The 18,383-nt window shown below is 70.8% G+C and carries 16 protein-coding genes; 10 read left to right on the top strand and 6 right to left on the bottom strand.

Translation table 11 applies throughout. The features are described 5' to 3' along the window. The first annotated feature begins 29 nt into the window (after positions 1-29). The 6 genes from ruvB (at position 30) to RI138_RS03915 (ending at position 8,134) form a co-directional block, all read left to right on the top strand. Complete coding sequence (ruvB, locus tag RI138_RS03940; protein ID WP_096632471.1) at positions 30-1,115, top strand: Holliday junction branch migration DNA helicase RuvB; 1,086 nt, start codon at positions 30-32, stop codon at positions 1,113-1,115. A gap of 166 nt (positions 1,116-1,281) precedes the next feature. Then, positions 1,282-1,761: a preprotein translocase subunit YajC gene (gene yajC, locus RI138_RS03935; protein ID WP_311118773.1), complete on the top strand. Its 480-nt coding sequence runs from the start codon at positions 1,282-1,284 to the stop codon at positions 1,759-1,761. Between the two features lie 150 nt (positions 1,762-1,911). Beyond that, the gene (gene secD, locus RI138_RS03930) at positions 1,912-3,687 is read left to right on the top strand and encodes a protein translocase subunit SecD (RefSeq protein ID WP_311118772.1); all 1,776 of its coding nucleotides are present in this window, start codon (positions 1,912-1,914) and stop codon (positions 3,685-3,687) included. A 1-nt stretch (position 3,688) separates the two neighbouring features. Beyond that, positions 3,689-4,780, top strand: a complete 1,092-nt coding sequence (gene secF / locus RI138_RS03925) for a protein translocase subunit SecF (protein ID WP_311118771.1) — start codon at positions 3,689-3,691, stop codon at positions 4,778-4,780. Then, a complete protein-coding gene (locus RI138_RS03920; RefSeq protein WP_311118770.1) occupies positions 4,777-5,328 on the top strand; it encodes an adenine phosphoribosyltransferase in 552 nt (183 codons plus the stop codon). Before secF ends, RI138_RS03920 begins: the two co-directional genes overlap by 4 nt. 169 nt (positions 5,329-5,497) lie before the next feature. After that, complete coding sequence (locus RI138_RS03915; protein WP_398862308.1) at positions 5,498-8,134, top strand: RelA/SpoT family protein; 2,637 nt, start codon at positions 5,498-5,500, stop codon at positions 8,132-8,134. 69 nt (positions 8,135-8,203) lie between these two features. Here RI138_RS03915 and RI138_RS03910 read toward each other — a convergent pair whose 3' ends face one another. Then, on the bottom strand, positions 8,204-9,433 hold the full coding sequence (locus RI138_RS03910) for a DUF349 domain-containing protein (RefSeq protein ID WP_311118769.1): 1,230 nt from the start codon (positions 9,431-9,433) through the stop codon (positions 8,204-8,206). Positions 9,434-9,624: 191 nt separating this feature from the next. Then, positions 9,625-10,416 (bottom strand): peptidylprolyl isomerase, encoded by a 792-nt coding sequence (locus RI138_RS03905; RefSeq protein ID WP_311118768.1) that lies wholly within the window; start codon positions 10,414-10,416, stop codon positions 9,625-9,627. A gap of 157 nt (positions 10,417-10,573) precedes the next feature. Between RI138_RS03905 and RI138_RS03900 the strand changes: the two genes are divergently transcribed. Further along, positions 10,574-11,263, top strand: coding sequence for an MBL fold metallo-hydrolase (locus tag RI138_RS03900; RefSeq protein WP_311118767.1), 690 nt, complete (start codon positions 10,574-10,576; stop codon positions 11,261-11,263). 15 nt (positions 11,264-11,278) lie between these two features. After that, positions 11,279-12,541 carry a histidine--tRNA ligase gene (hisS, locus tag RI138_RS03895; protein ID WP_311118766.1) on the top strand — a complete coding sequence of 421 codons (1,263 nt, stop codon included), beginning with the start codon at positions 11,279-11,281 and terminating at the stop codon, positions 12,539-12,541. Between the two features lie 61 nt (positions 12,542-12,602). Here hisS and RI138_RS03890 read toward each other — a convergent pair whose 3' ends face one another. Genes RI138_RS03890 through RI138_RS03875 form a run of 4 tightly spaced genes read right to left on the bottom strand, consistent with a single transcriptional unit; the run spans position 12,603 to position 16,136 of the window. Next, the gene (locus RI138_RS03890) at positions 12,603-13,223 is read right to left on the bottom strand and encodes a response regulator (RefSeq protein WP_096630876.1); all 621 of its coding nucleotides are present in this window, start codon (positions 13,221-13,223) and stop codon (positions 12,603-12,605) included. Further along, positions 13,223-14,515 (bottom strand): sensor histidine kinase, encoded by a 1,293-nt coding sequence (locus RI138_RS03885; protein ID WP_311118765.1) that lies wholly within the window; start codon positions 14,513-14,515, stop codon positions 13,223-13,225. The genes RI138_RS03890 and RI138_RS03885 overlap by 1 nt, the downstream gene beginning before the upstream one ends. Next, the gene (locus RI138_RS03880; protein ID WP_311118764.1) at positions 14,473-15,282 is read right to left on the bottom strand and encodes an ABC transporter permease; all 810 of its coding nucleotides are present in this window, start codon (positions 15,280-15,282) and stop codon (positions 14,473-14,475) included. The genes RI138_RS03885 and RI138_RS03880 overlap by 43 nt, the downstream gene beginning before the upstream one ends. Continuing rightward, positions 15,279-16,136 (bottom strand): ABC transporter ATP-binding protein, encoded by an 858-nt coding sequence (locus tag RI138_RS03875; RefSeq protein ID WP_311118763.1) that lies wholly within the window; start codon positions 16,134-16,136, stop codon positions 15,279-15,281. The genes RI138_RS03880 and RI138_RS03875 overlap by 4 nt, the downstream gene beginning before the upstream one ends. Before the next feature lie 136 nt (positions 16,137-16,272). Between RI138_RS03875 and RI138_RS03870 the strand changes: the two genes are divergently transcribed. Then, positions 16,273-16,911, top strand: a complete 639-nt coding sequence (locus RI138_RS03870; RefSeq protein ID WP_311118762.1) for a vitamin K epoxide reductase family protein — start codon at positions 16,273-16,275, stop codon at positions 16,909-16,911. Positions 16,912-16,977: 66 nt separating this feature from the next. Beyond that, positions 16,978-18,357 carry a replication-associated recombination protein A gene (locus RI138_RS03865; protein WP_096630882.1) on the top strand — a complete coding sequence of 460 codons (1,380 nt, stop codon included), beginning with the start codon at positions 16,978-16,980 and terminating at the stop codon, positions 18,355-18,357. Positions 18,358-18,383 lie beyond the last annotated feature (26 nt).

Here is an 18,383-nt window from a genome sequence, read left to right as displayed (position 1 = left end):
CGGCACCGAACCACCGAAGAGGCCCCGAAATGAACTGGGACGAGACCGGACCCGAGACCGATGAGCCCACCGGGCCGGTCTTCGACGACCGGCTGGTCGATGCCGACGCGGACGGCGAGGACACCGCCGTCGAGGCTGCCCTGCGCCCCAAGGACCTGGAGGAGTTCGTCGGCCAGGAGAAGGTTCGCGAACAGCTCGACCTGGTCCTGAAGGCCGCCCGCGCCCGTGGTGCCACCGCCGACCACGTGCTGCTCTCCGGCGCGCCCGGCCTCGGCAAGACCACGCTCTCGATGATCATCGCCGCCGAGATGAACGCCCCGATCCGGATCACCTCGGGCCCCGCCATCCAGCACGCCGGTGACCTCGCGGCGATCCTCTCCTCCCTCCAGGAGGGCGAGGTCCTCTTCCTCGACGAGATCCACCGCATGTCCCGGCCCGCCGAGGAGATGCTCTACATGGCGATGGAGGACTTCCGCGTCGACGTGATCGTCGGCAAGGGCCCCGGCGCCACCGCCATCCCCCTCGAACTGCCGCCGTTCACCCTGGTCGGGGCCACCACCCGGGCCGGACTGCTGCCGCCCCCGCTGCGCGACCGCTTCGGCTTCACCGGCCACATGGAGTTCTACGCCCCCGCCGAGCTGGAGCGCGTCATCCACCGCTCGGCCCGCCTCCTCGACGTCGGCATCGACGTGGAGGGCGCCGCCGAGATCGCCGGACGCTCCCGGGGCACGCCCCGTATCGCCAACCGCCTGCTGCGGCGCGTCCGCGACTACGCGCAGGTCAAGGCGGAGGGCGCGATCGACCGGGAGATCGCCGCGGCGGCTCTGAAGGTGTACGAGGTTGACGCCAGGGGACTCGATCGGCTGGACCGTGCGGTGCTCGGCGCCCTGCTGAAACTCTTCGGCGGCGGCCCCGTCGGCCTGTCCACCCTCGCGGTCGCCGTGGGGGAGGAGCGGGAGACCGTCGAGGAGGTCGCCGAGCCCTTCCTCGTACGGGAAGGACTGCTGGCCAGGACGCCGCGCGGCCGCGTTGCCACCCCGGCGGCATGGGCGCATCTGGGACTGGTCCCGCCGCAGCACGGCGTAAGGGGACAACAGGGTCTGTTCGGGGCGTGATGCGTCACAGGTTCGCCAGTACAGGAACCCGGGTGCCATGCTGGGCGTTGTTCCATCGATGCGGACTCGCTTAGACTCCGCCGATGCCGCCCTTACCGGTCGGTGTACCCACCCCCGTATATACAGGCCGCATTCCAGCGCGGTCGTGCGAAGGAATTCCCGTCCCGTGGATATCTTGACTCTCCTCCCCTTCATCGTGCTCATCGGGGCCATGTTCCTGATGACCCGCTCCGCCAAGAAGAAGCAGGCGGCGGCCGCGCAGATGCGCAACGACATGCAGCCCGGCACCGGCGTCCGGACGATCGGGGGCATGTACGCCACCGTCAAGGAAGTCCACGACGACACCGTCCTCCTTGAGGTCGCCCCCGGCGTGCACGCCATCTACGCGAAGAACGCGATCGGCGCCGTCCTCGACGACGCGGAGTACAACCGCATCGTCCACGGCGACGACGAGGAGCTGGACGCGGAGGGCACCGTCGTTCCCGACGACGCCTCCTCGCTGACCGGTGAGCCGGCCACGGACGACGCCGAGCCCGCCAGGATCGACCTGGGCAAGGACGACGCCGACACCGAGAGCGCCGCCGCCAAGGACGTCAAGAAGGCCAAGGACGACGGCAAGACCGACGGCGAAGCCGACACCAAGTAGTTCTCACGCTCCCGGGGACGTCGTGCGCCCACCGGCGCGCGGCGTCCCCGGGACCGTGGGGTCGTCTGCGGGGGGCAGGCCCCCACAACACTTCGTGGCCGCTCGGGCGCGTACCCGGCGCGGGGCGGTTGGACAGGGAGAAACGAGAAGGTGGCAGCACCCAAGAAGGGCCGAGGGCCGTCCGGCGGTCAGGGGAGGCCGGGGCGTGCCCTGGCCCTGATCCTCATCGCCATGGTCGCGCTCACCGGCGGGATGTTCCTGTCCGGGCACACCACGCCCCGGCTGGGCATCGACCTGGCCGGCGGTACGTCGATCACGCTGGAGGCGCAGAACCAGCCCGGCAAGCCGAACGCGATCAACCCGACCAACATGGACACCGCGGTCGGGATCATCGAGCGGCGTGTCAACGGGCTGGGCGTCTCCGAGGCCGAGGTCCAGACCCAGGGCGATCGCAACATCATCGTCAACATCCCCAAGGGGACGGACTCGAAGCAGGCCCAGAAGCAGGTCGGTACCACCGCCCAGCTCTACTTCCGGCCCGTTCTGACGGTGCAGGCGAGCGGCCCCGAGCAGCCCACCCCCTCGGACAGCGCCACGCCGAAGCCCGGTGAGTCCGGCACGCCGGACGACAAGGACCAGGGCGCCGACAAGGAAAAGGGCGAGGAGGCCACCGGTTCGGAGGCCACCCCCTCGGCGAGTGCCACCACCCAGGGCCGCGCGGTCACCGGTGCCCTGAAGAAGGACCCGACACCCTCCGCCCCGGGCTCCGACGAGCCGAAGCCGTCCGATTCCCCCGAGGCCTCGCCCTCCGTGGACCCGGCGACGGCCAAGCTCCAGGAGGAGTTCGCCAAGCTGGACTGCACCGACCCCGAGCAGCGGAGCGAGGCGGGCCAGGACGCCAAGCCCACCGACTCGATCGTCGCCTGCGGCTCGAACGTCCCGGGCAGCTACGAGAAGTACGTGCTCGGCCCCGCCGAGGTCTCCGGCAGCGACGTCGACGACGCCAAGGCCGCCATCGACCAGCAGACCGGCCAGTGGATCGTGTCGATGGAGTTCACCTCCGCGGGCGCCAAGAAGTTCCAGACGATCACCGGTCGGCTCAGCCAGCAGCAGCCGCCGATGAACCAGTTCGCGATCGTCCTCGACGGCGAGGTCGTCTCGGCTCCGTCGGTGCGCACCGCGCTCAGCAAGAACGCCCAGATCTCCGGCAGCTTCGACCAGCAGTCGGCCGAGGAGCTCGGCAACATCCTGTCCTACGGCGCGCTTCCCCTCACCTTCGAGGAGGTCAGTGTCACCACGGTGACCGCGGCCCTCGGCAGCGAGCAGCTCAAGGGCGGGCTGATCGCCGGTGCCATCGGTCTCGCGCTGGTGGTCCTCTACCTCGTCGTGTACTACCGAGGACTCTCGTTCATCGCGCTCCTGAGCCTTCTGGTCTCCGGCGTCCTGACGTACACGATCATGTCCTTGCTGGGCCCGGCCATCGGCTTCGCGCTGAACCTCCCGGCAGTCTGTGGCGCCATCGTCGCCATCGGCATCACAGCGGACTCGTTCATCGTCTACTTCGAACGCGTCCGGGACGAGATCCGCGAAGGACGCACGCTCCGCCCGGCCATCGAGCGGGCCTGGCCGCGTGCCCGGCGCACCATCCTGGTTTCCGACTTCGTGTCGTTCCTGGCCGCCGCGGTGCTCTTCATCGTCACCGTCGGCAAGGTGCAGGGCTTCGCGTTCACGCTCGGCCTGACCACCCTGCTCGACGTCGTCGTGGTGTTCTTCTTCACCAAGCCGCTCATGACGCTCATGGGGCGGACGAAGTTCTTCTCCAAGGGCGGTCCGTGGTCCGGACTGGACCCGAAGCGGCTCGGCGCACAGCCGCCGCTGCGCCGCTCGCGCCGTGTCAACGCCCCCACCGAACCGAAGGAGGCGTGAGATGTCGCGACTCGGCAATCTCGGCGCCCGGCTCTACCGCGGCGAGGTCGGCTACGACTTCATCCGCAACCGCAAGATCTGGTACGGCGTCTCGATACTGATCACCATCACGGCCATCATCGGCGTGGCGGTCGGCGGCCTCCGCATGGGCATCGAGTTCCAGGGCGGCGCGGTCTTCACGACCGACACCAGGGCCAAGATCTCCACCGCCCAGGCCACGGACGTGGCGACCGAGGCCTCCGGCCACATGGCCATCGTCCAGGAGCTCGGCAACGGCGGTCTGCGCATCCAGATCACCGAGGTCGACACCGCCACGGCGAACGAGATCAAGGAGACGCTCTCCGACGAGCTCGGCATCCCCGCCGACGAGATCAACGCGGACCTGGTCGGCCCCAGCTGGGGTGAGCAGATCGCCAACAAGGCCTGGACCGGTCTCGCGGTCTTCATGGTCCTGGTGGTGATCTATCTGGCCATCGCCTTCGAGTGGCGGATGGCCGTCGCCGCCCTCATCGCACTGATCCACGACATCACCATCACGGTCGGTGTCTACGCCCTGGTCGGCTTCGAGGTCACCCCGGGCACGGTGATCGGTCTGCTGACCATTCTCGGTTACTCCCTGTACGACACGGTGGTGGTCTTCGACAGCCTCAAGGAGGGGCAGAAGGACATCACCAAGCAGACCCGCTTCACGTACAGCGAGATCGCCAACCGGTCGATCAACAGCACCCTGGTCCGCTCCATCAACACCACCGTGGTGGCTCTGCTGCCGGTGGCCGGGCTGCTCTTCATCGGTGGCGGTGTCTTCGGCGCGGGCATGCTGAACGACATCTCGCTGTCGCTGTTCGTCGGTCTCGCCGCCGGTGCGTACTCCTCGATCTTCATCGCCACCCCGCTCGTCGCCGACCTCAAGGAGCGCGACCCGCAGATGAAGGCGCTGAAGAAGCGGGTCCTCGCCAAGCGGGCGGCCGCCGCCGCCAAGGGCGAGCCCGCCGACGACGGTCCCGAGGACATCGTCGAGGGCGCCGCGACCGCGGGCAGCGGAGTCGGCCGGCCCCGCTCGCACGGCCGCACGTCGGGAAGCGCTGAGCGATGACGAGCACCACCGATTCCACCCGGGAGCTGCTGCTCAGCCGGATCCGTGATGTCGCGGACTACCCGAAGCCGGGAGTGATGTTCAAGGACATCACTCCGCTGCTCGCGGACCCGGTGGCCTTCACGGCGCTCACCGACGCCCTCGCGGAGCTGTGCGTACGCCACGGCGCCACGAAGGTCGTCGGCCTGGAGGCACGCGGCTTCATCCTGGCCGCGCCGGTAGCGGTCCGCGCGGGCCTCGGCTTCGTACCGGTCCGCAAGGCCGGAAAGCTTCCCGGAGCCACGCTCGCCCAGTCCTACGAGCTGGAGTACGGCAGCGCGGAGATCGAGATCCACGCCGAGGACCTCGCCGCCGACGACCGGATCATGGTCATCGACGACGTCCTCGCCACCGGCGGCACGGCGGAAGCCTCGCTGGAGCTCATCCGGCGGGCAGGCGCCCAGGTCGCGGGCGTCGCGGTCCTCATGGAGCTCGGTTTCCTCGCGGGCCGCGCCCGTCTGGAGCCGGGCCTGCGGGGCGTGCCGCTGGAGGCCCTGATCACGGTCTGATCCGCAGGACGGGCCAGTGACGGCCACCGAGTACGAGGGACGGGCACCCGGGAACGAACCGGGTGCCCGTCCCTCGTTGTGCGGGCTCCTGCCGTCCCCGGGCGAGGGTTCGCCGGGGGATCGATACCATGGGCTCTCCGGGTACCCCGGATCCGCACGAGGAGCGCTCTTGCCAGACGAGGCCCAGTCAGCCGCCGCCCCGCAGCCCGACAAGCCCGTGGCGGCCCCCGCCACGCCCGCGAAGGCCGCGCCCTCGAACGCGCCGAAGCCCGCGCCCCCGGAGCCCGCCCCCGGTGGCGCGCGCCCCCAGGGGGCAGCGAAGCCCGCCGGGGCGGGCACTCCGCCCCCGAAGCCCGCAGCCCCCGCCCCGGCCGAGCGGTCCGTGCCCGTGAGCCCGGCGCAGCCGCCCGCCGCGAAACCGGCCGCCGCGGCGCCCAAGCCCCCGGCCCCCGCGCCGCAGGCCCCGGCGAAGCCCGCCGCTCCGGCCGGGTCCGCCTCCCGCTCCGGTGGCTCCTCCAACCGGGTGCGAGCCCGCCTCGCCCGCCTCGGCGTCCAGCGCTCCAGCCCGTACAACCCGGTCCTGGAACCCCTCCTGCGTACGGTCCGGGGCAACGACCCCAAGATCGAGTCGGCCACGCTCCGTCAGATCGAGAAGGCCTACCAGGTCGCCGAGCGCTGGCACCGGGGCCAGAAGCGCAAGAGCGGCGACCCGTACATCACGCATCCGCTGGCCGTCACCACGATCCTGGCCGAGCTGGGCATGGACCCGGCCACCCTGATGGCGGGCCTGCTCCACGACACCGTCGAGGACACCGAGTACGGCCTGGACACCCTGCGCCGCGACTTCGGCGACCAGGTCGCCCTGCTCGTCGACGGCGTCACCAAGCTGGACAAGGTCAAGTTCGGCGAGGCCGCCCAGGCCGAGACCGTGCGCAAGATGGTCGTGGCCATGGCCAAGGACCCCCGGGTCCTCGTCATCAAACTCGCCGACCGCCTGCACAACATGCGCACCATGCGCTACCTCAAGCGGGAGAAGCAGGAGAAGAAGGCCCGCGAGACGCTGGAGATCTACGCCCCGCTGGCGCACCGGCTGGGCATGAACACCATCAAGTGGGAGCTGGAGGACCTCGCCTTCGCGATCCTCTACCCCAAGATGTACGACGAGATCGTCCGCCTCGTCGCCGAGCGGGCCCCCAAGCGCGACGAATACCTCGCCATAGTGACCGACGAGGTCCAGGCCGACCTGCGCGCCGCCCGGATCAAGGCCACCGTCACCGGCCGCCCCAAGCACTACTACAGCGTCTACCAGAAGATGATCGTGCGAGGCCGCGACTTCGCCGAGATCTACGACCTGGTGGGAATTCGGGTACTTGTCGACACGGTCCGCGACTGCTACGCGGCGCTCGGCACCGTCCACGCCCGGTGGAACCCGGTGCCCGGGCGGTTCAAGGACTACATCGCGATGCCCAAGTTCAACATGTACCAGTCGCTGCACACCACGGTGATCGGTCCCAGCGGCAAGCCCGTCGAGCTCCAGATCCGTACGTTCGACATGCACCGCCGCGCCGAGTACGGCATCGCCGCCCACTGGAAGTACAAGCAGGAGGCCGTCGCGGGCGCCTCCAAGGTCCGTACCGACGTCCCCAAGAACACCGGCCGCGGCCAGGACACCGTCAACGACATGGCGTGGCTGCGCCAGCTCCTTGACTGGCAGAAGGAGACCGAGGACCCGAGCGAGTTCCTGGAGTCCCTGCGCTTCGACCTCTCGCGCAACGAGGTCTTCGTCTTCACGCCGAAGGGCGACGTGATAGCGCTGCCCGCCGGCGCGACCCCCGTCGACTTCGCGTACGCCGTCCACACCGAGGTCGGCCACCGGACCATAGGAGCACGCGTCAACGGGCGGCTCGTCCCGCTCGAATCGACCCTCGACAACGGCGACCTGGTCGAGGTCTTCACCTCCAAGGCGGCAGGCGCAGGCCCCTCGCGGGACTGGCTCGGCTTCGTCAAGTCGCCGCGCGCCCGCAACAAGATCCGCGCCTGGTTCTCCAAGGAGCGCCGCGACGAGGCCATCGAGCAGGGCAAGGACGCCATCGCGCGGGCCATGCGCAAGCAGAACCTGCCGATCCAGCGCATCCTGACCGGCGACTCACTGGTCACCCTCGCCCACGAGATGCGCTACCCCGACATCTCCTCGCTGTACGCGGCGATCGGCGAGGGCCATGTCGCCGCGGCGGGCGTCGTGCAGAAGCTGGTGCAGGCCCTCGGCGGCCACGACGAGGCCAACGAGGACCTGGCCGAATCCACCCCGCCCTCGCACGGCGGCCGCAGCAAGCGCCGCGCCAACGCCGACCCCGGCGTCGTCGTCAAGGGCGTCGAGGACGTCTGGGTCAAGCTGGCCCGCTGCTGTACGCCGGTCCCCGGCGACCCCATCATCGGCTTCGTCACCCGGGGCAGCGGCGTCTCGGTGCACCGCGCCGACTGCGTCAACGTGGACTCGCTGTCCCAGCAGCCCGAGCGCATTCTCGACGTCGAGTGGGCTCCGACCCAGTCGTCGGTCTTCCTGGTCGCCATCCAGGTCGAGGCGCTGGACCGCTCCCGGCTGCTGTCCGACGTCACCCGGGTCCTGTCCGACCAGCACGTCAACATCCTGTCGGCGGCCGTCCAGACCTCCCGCGACCGGGTGGCCACCTCGCGCTTCACGTTCGAGATGGGCGACCCCAAGCACCTGGGACACGTCCTGAAGGCCGTACGCGGCGTGGAGGGCGTCTACGACGTCTACCGCGTCACCTCGGCCCGCAGGCCGTAGGAGCGAAAGGGAGGGGCCCCGGTACGCAGCGCGGATCGCGTACCGGGGCCCCTCCCTTTTACGGGCTTCTCAGCCGCCGAACTCCTCCAGGCCCTTCAGCGCCTGGTCCAGCAGCGCCTGACGGCCCTCCAGCTCCTTGGCCAGTTTGTCCGCGCGGGCGTTGTTGCCCGAAGCGCGCGCGGTGTCGATCTGGCCGCGCAGCTTGTCCACGGCCGACTGGAGCTGCCCGGTCAGACCCTCGGCGCGGGCCCGCGCCTCCGGGTTCGTCCGGCGCCACTCGGACTCCTCGGCCTCCTGGAGCGCCCGCTCCACCGCCTGCATCCGGCCCTCGACCTTGGGCCGGGCGTCACGCGGTACGTGGCCGATGGCCTCCCAGCGCTCGTTGACCGACCGGAACGCGGCACGGGCCGCCTTCAGGTCCTTCACCGGCACCAGCTTCTCGGCCTCGGCGGCGAGCTCCTCCTTCAGCTTGAGGTTCTCGCCCTGCTCGGCGTCCCGCTCCGCGAAGACCTCGCTGCGGGCGGCGAAGAAGACGTCCTGGGCGCCGCGGAAGCGGTTCCACAGATCGTCCTCGGCCTCGCGCTGGGCGCGGCCCGCCGCCTTCCACTCGGTCATCAGATCGCGGTAGCGCGCGGCCGTGCCGACCCAGTCCGTGGAGCCGGACAGCGCCTCGGCCTCGGTGACCAGCTTCTCCTTGGCCTTGCGGGCGTCCTCGCGCTGGGCGTCCAGCGCGGCGAAGTGGGCCTTGCGCCGCTTGGAGAAGGCCGAGCGCGCGTGCGAGAAGCGGTGCCACAGCTCATCGTCCGACTTGCGGTCCAGGCGGGGGAGACCCTTCCAGGTGTCCACCAGCGCCCGCAGCCGTTCACCGGCCGACCGCCACTGCTCGCTCTTCGCCAGGTCCTCCGCCTCGGCGACGAGCGCCTCCTTGGCGTGCTTGGCCTCGTCGGTCTGCTTGGCCTTCTGCGCCTTGCGCTCCTCGCGCCGCGCCTCGACCGTCGCCACCAGCGCGTCCAGCCGCTTGCGCAGCGCGTCGAGGTCGCCCACCGCATGGTGCTCGTCGACCTGCTGGCGCAGATGGCCGATCGCCGTCGTCGCGTCCTTCGCCGACAGATCGGTGGTCTTCACCCGCCGTTCGAGGAGGCCGATCTCGACCACCATGCCGTCGTACTTGCGCTCGAAATAGGCCAGAGCCTCCTCAGGCGAACCGGCCTGCCACGATCCGACGACCTGCTCGCCGTCGGCTGTACGCACGTACACGGTGCCCGTCTCGTCGACGCGGCCCCACGGGTCGCTGCTCACAGCGCCTCCTCCACCTGATGCCTGCGAGGGGGTTCGCCCCCCGGGCATCGTCCACAGTTTCCTGGGGCGGGCATCGCCCGCCCTCCACAACGCCAATCTAGGCGACCGGCCGCCCGGCTGTCCGCACTCCGCGCGGCCGAAATTCTCCGCTCGGGGCCGGTTCGGGCCGGGCCGGTCGCCGCCCGGCCGGTTCAGTCCTTCTCGACCGACGCCTTCTCGATCGTCACGGTCTTCTTCGGAGCGCCGTCGGGCTGGTCGCCCTCCACCCCGGCCTCGCCGATCTTCTCGACGGCCTTCAGGGAGGCCTTGTCCATCGTGCCGAACGGGGTGTAGGTCGGCGGGAGCTTCGTCTCCTTGTAGACCAGGAAGAACTGGCTGCCGCCGGAGTCCGGCTGACCGGTGTTGGCCATCGCCACCGTGCCCGGCGGGAAGGTCACCTTGCCGTCGTCGCCCGCCTTGCCGAGCGCGTCCAGGTTCTCGTCCGGGATGGTGTAGCCCGGGCCGCCCATACCGTTGCCGTCCGGGTCGCCGCACTGGAGCACGAAGATGCCCTGGGTGGTCAGCCGGTGGCACTTGGTGGTGTCGAAGTAGCCCTCGTCGGCGAGCGCCTTGAAGGAGTTCGTCGTCTGCGGGGTCTTCGCCGCGTCCATCGAGAACGCTATGTCGCCCTGGGTGGTCTTCAGCGACATCGTGTACGTCGCCTTCTTGTCGATCTTCATCGGAGGCAGCGGAGCCTTGCTCTCGCTCTCCGAGGGCTCCGGAGTGGGGCTCTGGCTCGACGCCGCGTCGATCGCCTTGTCCTTGTCGTCGTCCTTGCCGGCCACGACGAACGCGCTCACTCCGATGACGGCGACCACGGCCACCGAGGCCGCGACGATCGCGGTAATGCGCCTGGTCCTGCGGCGGGCCTCCTCCCGGCGCTTCTGCTGGCGCTCGAACTTTTCCCGGGCGAGCTGCCGTCGCCGCTGTTCGCTGCTGGACACCGGTGGGGCTCCTTGTTACGTCGTGGGTCGTCGGATGAGGGCCTGAGCTGCCCGTACCGTATATGGGTTACCTGTGTCATGAGGAGCGCCGGTAGGCTCTGATCCGCCGCATCCTTGTACTGCGGCCGCTTCCACCGGACGAACATTAAGGACGATCGTGCTCATTGCCGGGTTCCCCGCCGGGGCCTGGGGGACCAACTGCTATCTGGTCGCCCCCGCCGCCGGTGAGGAGTGCGTGATCATCGACCCGGGCCACCAGGCCGCCCAGGGCGTCGAGGAAACGCTGAAGAAGCATCGGCTCAAGCCCGTCGCCGTCGTCCTCACCCACGGCCACATCGACCACGTCGCCTCGGTCGTCCCCGTCTGCGGCTCCCACGACGTACCCGCCTGGATCCATCCCGAGGACCGCTACATGATGAGCGACCCGGAGAAGGCGCTCGGCCGCTCCATCGGGATGCCGCTCATGGGCGAGCTGACCGTGGGGGAGCCCGACGACGTCAAGGAGCTGACCGACGGGGCGAAGCTGAGCCTGGCCGGTCTGGAGTTCGGCGTCTCGCACGCGCCCGGCCATACCAAGGGGTCGGTGACGTTCGGGATGCCCGAGGCCGCGGACATCCCGCCGGTCCTCTTCTCGGGCGACCTGCTCTTCGCCGGCTCCGTCGGACGTACCGACCTGCCCGGCGGCGACCACGCCGAGTTGCTGGAGTCGCTGGCCCGCGTGTGCCTGCCGCTCGACGACTCGACCGTGGTGCTGTCCGGCCACGGCCCCCAGACGACCATCGGCCGCGAGCGCGCCTCCAACCCGTTCCTGAACGGTCTGGACGCGGTGCCGCGCCGAGGACTGTAGACGAGAGACGTGATCGTGAGCACCTTTCAGGCCCCCAAGGGCACGTACGACCTGACCCCGCCGGACTCCGCGAAGTTCCTGGCGGTGCGCGAGGCCATCTCCGCGCCCCTGCGCGACTCCGGCTACGGCTACATCGAGACGCCCGGGTTCGAGAACGTCGAGCTCTTCGCGCGCGGTGTCGGTGAGTCCACCGACATCGTCACCAAGGAGATGTACACCCTCACCACCAAGGGCGGCGACCAGCTGGCGCTGCGCCCCGAGGGCACCGCCTCCGTGCTGCGCGCCGCGCTGGAGGCCAACCTCCACAAGGCGGGCAACCTCCCCGTCAAACTCTGGTACTCCGGCTCCTACTACCGCTACGAGCGCCCGCAGAAGGGCCGCTACCGCCACTTCTCGCAGGTCGGCGCCGAGGCCATCGGCACCGAGGACCCGGTCCTGGACGCCGAGCTGATCATCCTGGCCGATCAGGCGTACCGCTCGCTCGGCCTGCGCCAGTTCCGCATCCTGCTGAACTCGCTCGGCGACAAGGAGTGCCGCCCCGTCTACCGGGAAGCACTCCAGACCTTCCTGCGCGACCTCGACCTCGACGAGGAGACCCGCCGCCGCATCGAGATCAACCCGCTGCGCGTCCTGGACGACAAGCGGGCCGACGTACAGAAGCAGCTCACCGACGCGCCCAAGCTCCGCGACCACCTCTGCGACGCCTGCAAGGCGTACCACGAGGAGGTCCGGGCGCTGCTGACGGCTGCCGGAGTCGTGTACGAGGACGACGAGAAGCTCGTCCGCGGCCTCGACTACTACACCCGTACCACCTTCGAGTTCGTCCACGACGGACTGGGCTCCCAGTCCGCGGTGGGCGGCGGCGGCCGCTACGACGGCCTGTCCGAGATGATCGGCGGCCCCGCGCTGCCGTCCGTCGGCTGGGCGCTCGGCGTGGACCGCACGGTCCTCGCCCTGGAGGCCGAGGGCGTCGAGCTCGACCTGCCCGTCACCACCAGCGTGTACGCGGTCCCGCTCGGAGAGGAAGCCCGCCGGGTGCTGTTCGGCGTCGTCACCGAGCTGCGCCGCGCGGGCGTCGCCGCCGACTTCGCGTTCGGCGGCCGGGGTCTGAAGGGCGCGATGAAGAGCGCCAACCGCTCGGGCGCGCGCTACACCCTGGTGGCGGGCGAGCGCGATCTCGCCGAGGGCGTCGTCCAGCTCAAGGACATGGAGTCCGGCGAGCAGAGCGCGGTGCCGCTGGCGGAGGCCGCCGCGGAGCTGACGAAGCGGCTCGGCTGAGCCGCCGGTGAAAGCGGCGCGGGCGGAAGGACCCCAGGTCCTCCCGCCCGCGCCGCAGTCGTCACAGCAGCCCGTGGCGCATCGCCCCGGTCACCGCGGCGGTCCGGTCGTTCACGCCCAGCTTGCCGAAGATCCGCAGCAGATGGGTCTTCACCGTCGACTCCCCGATGAACAGCTTCCGCCCGATCTCCGCGTTGGTGCACCCCTCCGCCACCAGCCGCAGCACCTGCGTCTCCCGCTCCGAGAGCCGCGGCAGCTCCGGCACCCCGCGCAGCCGGTCCACCAGCCGTGTCGCCACCGTCGGCGCGAGCACCGTCTCGCCCCGCGCCGCAGCCCGGATCGCTTCCGCCAGCTCCCCGCGCCCCAGGTCCTTGAGCAGATAGCCGGACGCCCCGGCCTCCACCGCCCGAAGGATGTCGCCGTCACTCTCGTACGTGGTCAGCACCACGACCCGGCACGGCAGCCCCGCCGCCCGGATGCGGCGGATCGACTCGACGCCCCCGCCGCCCGGCATCCGCAGGTCCATCAGCACGATGTCCGGAAGCAGCTCGGCGCACAGGGCCTCGGCGCGGGGGCCGCTGCCGGCCTCGCCCACCACGTCGAGGTCCGCCTCGGCCTCCAGCATCCCGCGCAGCCCCTCCCGTACGACGGGGTGGTCGTCGGCCAGCAGGACACGGATCATCAGGCACTCCTTCGGGGGGCGTCCGGGAACGGGACGGCAGGGGACGGGACAACCGGGGGCAGCGGCAGGGCCACGGTCACCGAGGTCCCCGCGCCCGGGGCGCTGCGGACCTCCGCACTGCCGCCGGCCTCCTCGGCCCGGGCCCGTACCCCGTCCAGACCGTAGCCCTCGCGGGGCGCCCGGGGATCAAACCCGCACCCCTCGTCGCGAACGGACAGGGTCAGGGCGTCCGGGGCATACGCGAGCAGCACCGTAACCGGTACGGACGGGCCCGCGTGCTTACGGGTGTTGGCGAGGGCCTCCTGGCAGGCGCGCAGGGCCACCACCTCGTACGCGGTCGGCAGCGGGCGGACACCGCCGCCCACCGACAGCCGCGCCGGGGACCCGGTCTGCGCGGTGTGCCGGTCGGTGAGCCGCCGCAGGGCGTCCGCCAGCGACGTACCCGCCAGGTCCGCGGGGGAGCCTCCGGCCACCAGCGCCCGGGCCTCGGCGAGGTTCTCCCGCGCGGTCCGTGTCATCAGCGCCACGTGCCGCCGGGCCTGCGGCAGGTCGTGCTCCAGCTCCGACTCCACGGCCTGCGACAGCATCAGCAGACTGGTGAACCCCTGGGCCAGCGTGTCATGGATCTCCCGGGACATCCGCTCCCGCTCCGCCAGCGCCCCGTGCGCCGCCGACAGCCGGGCGATCTCCTCGCGACCCGCCTCCAGCTCGGCGATCAGCGCGGCCCGGTCCCGGCTCTGGGCGATGATCCGCATCGTCCACTGCCCCAGGAAAGCGCTGAACGCGAAGGTCGCCACCGCCAGCAGCAGCCGGAAGACCGTCTCGCCCGCCGACGGCCGCCACAGCAGCGTCCAGCCCGCGAACGGCACCGCGCCCATGATGCCCAGCACCCACAGCGCGCCCCGCAGCCGCAGCAGCATGAAGCACTGCGGGGCCAGCGCGAACGTGACGAGCTGCGTCTCGTTCACCAGCACCGACGTGGGCAGGAACAGCAGCATCGCCCCCACCACGTAGCGGAGGGCGGGTCCCTCGTCGCCGGTGTCGTCCAGCATGGCCGGGCGGCCCATCAGGACGTACCACGGCAGGTTCAGCGCCACGATCGAGGCCGCCACCGCCCGCAACGGCCACGAGGGCTCGGCGGCCCCGAGGACCACCGCGAGCGTGACCGCCCAGACGACGGCGAAATACGCGTCCCAGGGGCGCAGCGACCGGACCCAGACGTCGGAGTCGCGCGCTCCGCCCGCCCCGGTCAGCCGTCGCGCCGGTTCTTCCAGCGAAACGTCAGCAGACACAGCAGCAATCCTCCGATGCACCACGCGCCCAACACCAGGGCGATCCGGCCGAACTCCCAGCTGCCCGCCTGCTCCAGCACGGCGGCCGACTCGGGCAGGAAGACCCCGCGGAAGCCCTGGCACATCCACTTGAGCGGGAACAGGGCGCCGATGTTCAGCATCCAGTCGGGCAGTTCGCTCGCCGGGATGTAGACCCCGGAGATGAACTGGAGCACCAGGAACGGCAGGATCACCACCGACCCCGCGCTCCGCCCCGACCGGGGCACACTGCTGATCGCGATGCCGAGCAGCGCGCACCCCGTCGCCCCGAGCAGGAAGATCCAGCCGAACGTCAGCCAGGTGAGGAAGTCCGTGGGCAGCTTGAGACCGAACATACCCACCCCCACCAGCAGCAGGACGGCCGCCTCCAGGACTCCGGTGACCAGGACCAGCCACACCTTGCCCAGGAAGTAGGCGGCAGGCGGCATCGGGGTGGAGATCAGCCGGCGCAACTGCCGTTCGTCGCGCTCGACCGCGATGGAGATGCCGAGGGACTGGAAGCTGGTCGCCATGATGCCCGCCCCCAGCATCGCGGCCACATAGAGCTGGGAGACAGCCACATCGGTACCCTCCACCGTGCCGCTGAAGATCGAGGCGAACAGCACCAGGAAGACGACGGGGAAGGCGAAGGCGAAGACGACCTGGTCGCGCTGGCGGAAGAACTGCTTCAGCTCCAGACCGCCGCGCAGCACTCCGAGTCCCCAGGCCCCGGGGAGGCTCTCCTTCACCGGGTCACCTCCCGCTGTCCGGTGAGCCGCAGATAGACGTCCTCCAGGGTGGGCCGGGTGACCAGCAGGCCGGGGACCTCCCCGTCGAAGCGGTCGGCGAGCGCGGCGACGGTACGGGTCGGGGTCGCGGTCTCCTCAGTGCGAGGGGTGCCGTCGGGCGCCGTCCACCGGACCGTCGCCAGGGCGCCGTAGCGGGAGCGCAACTCCCCGGGGCTGCCCTCGGCGACGGCGGTGCCCGAGGCGACGACGACGAGGCGGTCGGCGAGCGCCTCCGCCTCCTCCAGGTAGTGGGTGGTGAGGAGGATGGTGGTGCCGCCGTCGGCGAGCAGCCGGATCAGCTCCCAGAACTGCCGCCGGGCCGCCGGGTCGAAGCCGGTGGTCGGCTCGTCGAGGAGGAGGAGTTCGGGGGCGCCGATCACGCCGAGCGCCACATCGAGACGTCGCCGCTGCCCGCCCGAGAGAGCCTTGGTCCGGGCCCCCGCCTTCGCCTCCAGACCGACCAGGGCGATGGTCTCGTCGGGGTCGCGCGGACGCGGGTAGTAGCGGGCGAAGTGCCGCACGGTCTCCCGTACCGTCAACTCGGCGGGCGCGGATTCATCCTGCCAGACGATCCCGACGCGGGACCGCCAGCGCCGGCCGGCGGTCGCGGGGTCGGCCCCGAGGACATCCACGCTCCCGCCGTCCCGGTCCCGCTGCCCCTGGAGCACGCCCACGCACGTGCTCTTCCCGGCACCGTTGGGGCCGAGCAGTCCGCACACCTCACCGCGCCGGATGCCCAGGTCCAGGCCGTCCAGCGCGGTCACATCGCCATAGCGCTTCCGTAGACCGCGCACGTTCACCACGAGTTCTGTCATGGACCCGAGCATCCCGCGGAGCGGGCCGTTTCCCGCCCACCGGGCGTACACCTTTATGTCCATCGAACGGTTGACCTGTGCGGGGGTGCGGCACAATGACCTTGCCCGGTTGACCACTCGGTGATGGAACGGCGATATGACGACTGCAGCGGTAGACCACGACCTCTCCTCGGACCAGGACGAGGGCGGCCGGAAGCGCACCTTCGGGGCCGGACGCGGTCTGGCCCTGCTCCTGGTGATCACCGGCGCGGCCGGACTCCTGGCCTCCTGGGTCATCACGCTCGACAAGTTCAAGCTGCTGGAGGACCCCTCCTTCACCCCCGGGTGCAGCCTCAACCCGGTCGTCGCGTGCGGCAACATCATGAAGAGCGAGCAGGCCTCCGCGTTCGGATTCCCCAACCCGATGCTCGGGCTGGTCACGTACGGCATGGTCATCGCCATCGGGATGGGCCTGCTCGCCGGAGCCCGCTACCGCAGCTGGTTCTGGCTCGGCCTGAACGCCGGGATGCTGTTCGGCGTCGGCTTCTGCACCTGGCTCCAGTACCAGTCGCTGTACAACATCAACTCGCTGTGCCTGTGGTGCTGCCTGGCCTGGGTCGCCACGATCGTCATGTTCTCCTACGTGACCACGCACAACGTCAAGCACCGCATCCTCCCGGCCCCGGCCTGGCTGCGGAACGGCCTCACCGAGTTCCCCTGGGTGCTCCCGGTGATGTGGATCGGGATCATCGGCATGCTGATCCTGACCCGCTGGTGGGACTTCTGGACCAGCTGACCCCACCCACCGCTTCGGCAGGTGCTCCTCGGGGCGCTGTCAGTGGGGTCGCATAGGCTTCATGACGTGGAGCCCGACCTCTTTACCGCAGCCGCCGAAGACCGCCAGGAGAAGGACCCGTCCAGCAGCCCCCTCGCTGTCCGGATGCGTCCGCGCATCCTCGACGAGGTCGTCGGCCAGCAGCATCTGCTCAAGCCGGGCTCGCCGCTGCGCCGCCTCGTCGGCGAGGGGAGCGGCGGCCCGGCCGGCGCCTCCTCGGTGATCCTGTGGGGCCCGCCCGGCACCGGCAAGACGACCCTGGCGTACGTGGTCAGCAAGGCGACCAACAAGCGCTTCGTCGAGCTCTCCGCGATCACCGCGGGCGTCAAGGAGGTCCGGGCCGTCATCGAGGGCGCGCGCCGCGCCACCGGCGGCTTCGGCAAGGAGACCGTCCTCTTCCTCGACGAGATCCACCGCTTCTCCAAGGCCCAGCAGGACTCCCTGCTGCCCGCCGTGGAGAACCGCTGGGTCACCCTCATCGCCGCCACCACGGAGAATCCCTACTTCTCGATCATCTCCCCGCTGCTCTCGCGCTCCCTGCTGCTCACCCTGGAGCCGCTGACCGACGACGACCTGCGGGCGCTGCTGCGCCGGGCGCTGGCCGAGGAGCGAGGCCTCGGCGGGGCGGTCACCCTGCCCGAGGACGCCGAGGCGCATCTGCTGCGCATCGCGGGCGGCGACGCGCGCCGGGCGCTGACCGCGCTGGAGGCGGCGGCGGGCGCGGCGCTGGCGAAGCATGAGGCGGACATCACCCTGGAGACGGTCGAGGAGACCGTCGACCGGGCCGCCGTGAAGTACGACCGCGACGGCGACCAGCACTACGACGTGGCCAGCGCGCTCATCAAGTCCATCCGCGGCTCCGACGTCGACGCCGCGCTGCACTATCTGGCCCGGATGATCGAGGCGGGCGAGGACCCGCGGTTCATCGCGCGGCGGCTGATGATCTCCGCCAGCGAGGACATCGGCCTGGCCGATCCCACCGCCCTGCCGACCGCGGTGGCCGCGGCCCAGGCCGTCGCCATGATCGGCTTCCCGGAGGCGGCGCTCACCCTCAGCCACGCCACCATCGCCCTGGCGCTCGCGCCCAAGTCCAACGCGGCGACGCTCGCGATCTCCGCCGCCCAGGAGGACGTACGCAAGGGGCTCGCCGGACCCGTCCCGGCGCATCTGCGCGACGGGCACTACAAGGGCGCCGCCAAGCTCGGCCACGCCCAGGGCTATGTCTATCCGCACGACGTCCAGGGCGGCATCGCCGCCCAGCAGTACGCCCCCGACGCGGTCCGCGACCGGCACTACTACACCCCCACCCGCTACGGCGCCGAGGCGCGGTACGCGGACGTGGTCGAGCGGGTCCGCGAGCGGCTGGGCCGCGCGGGCGGCGAGGAGCCGGCCGAGGGCGCGTCCTGACCGGACCCGCCCCGCTTCCGGGCGCG

Origin of the sequence: Streptomyces durocortorensis (genome assembly GCF_031760065.1) — a bacterium.
GTDB lineage: Bacteria > Actinomycetota > Actinomycetes > Streptomycetales > Streptomycetaceae > Streptomyces.
Note: the sequence above shows the minus strand (reverse complement) of the source record. Positions and strands in the feature narration are given on the sequence as shown.

What these genes read in the sequence shown, in the direction of transcription:
- ruvB (WP_096632471.1), top strand. Translation starts at nt 30, where the DNA reads ATGAACTGGGACGAGACCGGACCCGAGACCGATGAGCCCACCGGGCCG.
- secF (WP_311118771.1), top strand. Translation starts at nt 3,689, where the DNA reads ATGTCGCGACTCGGCAATCTCGGCGCCCGGCTCTACCGCGGCGAGGTC.
- RI138_RS03920 (WP_311118770.1), top strand. Translation starts at nt 4,777, where the DNA reads ATGACGAGCACCACCGATTCCACCCGGGAGCTGCTGCTCAGCCGGATC.
- RI138_RS03890 (WP_096630876.1), bottom strand. Translation starts at nt 13,223, where the DNA reads ATGATCCGTGTCCTGCTGGCCGACGACCACCCCGTCGTACGGGAGGGG.
- RI138_RS03875 (WP_311118763.1), bottom strand. Translation starts at nt 16,136, where the DNA reads ATGACAGAACTCGTGGTGAACGTGCGCGGTCTACGGAAGCGCTATGGC.
- RI138_RS03870 (WP_311118762.1), top strand. Translation starts at nt 16,273, where the DNA reads ATGACGACTGCAGCGGTAGACCACGACCTCTCCTCGGACCAGGACGAG.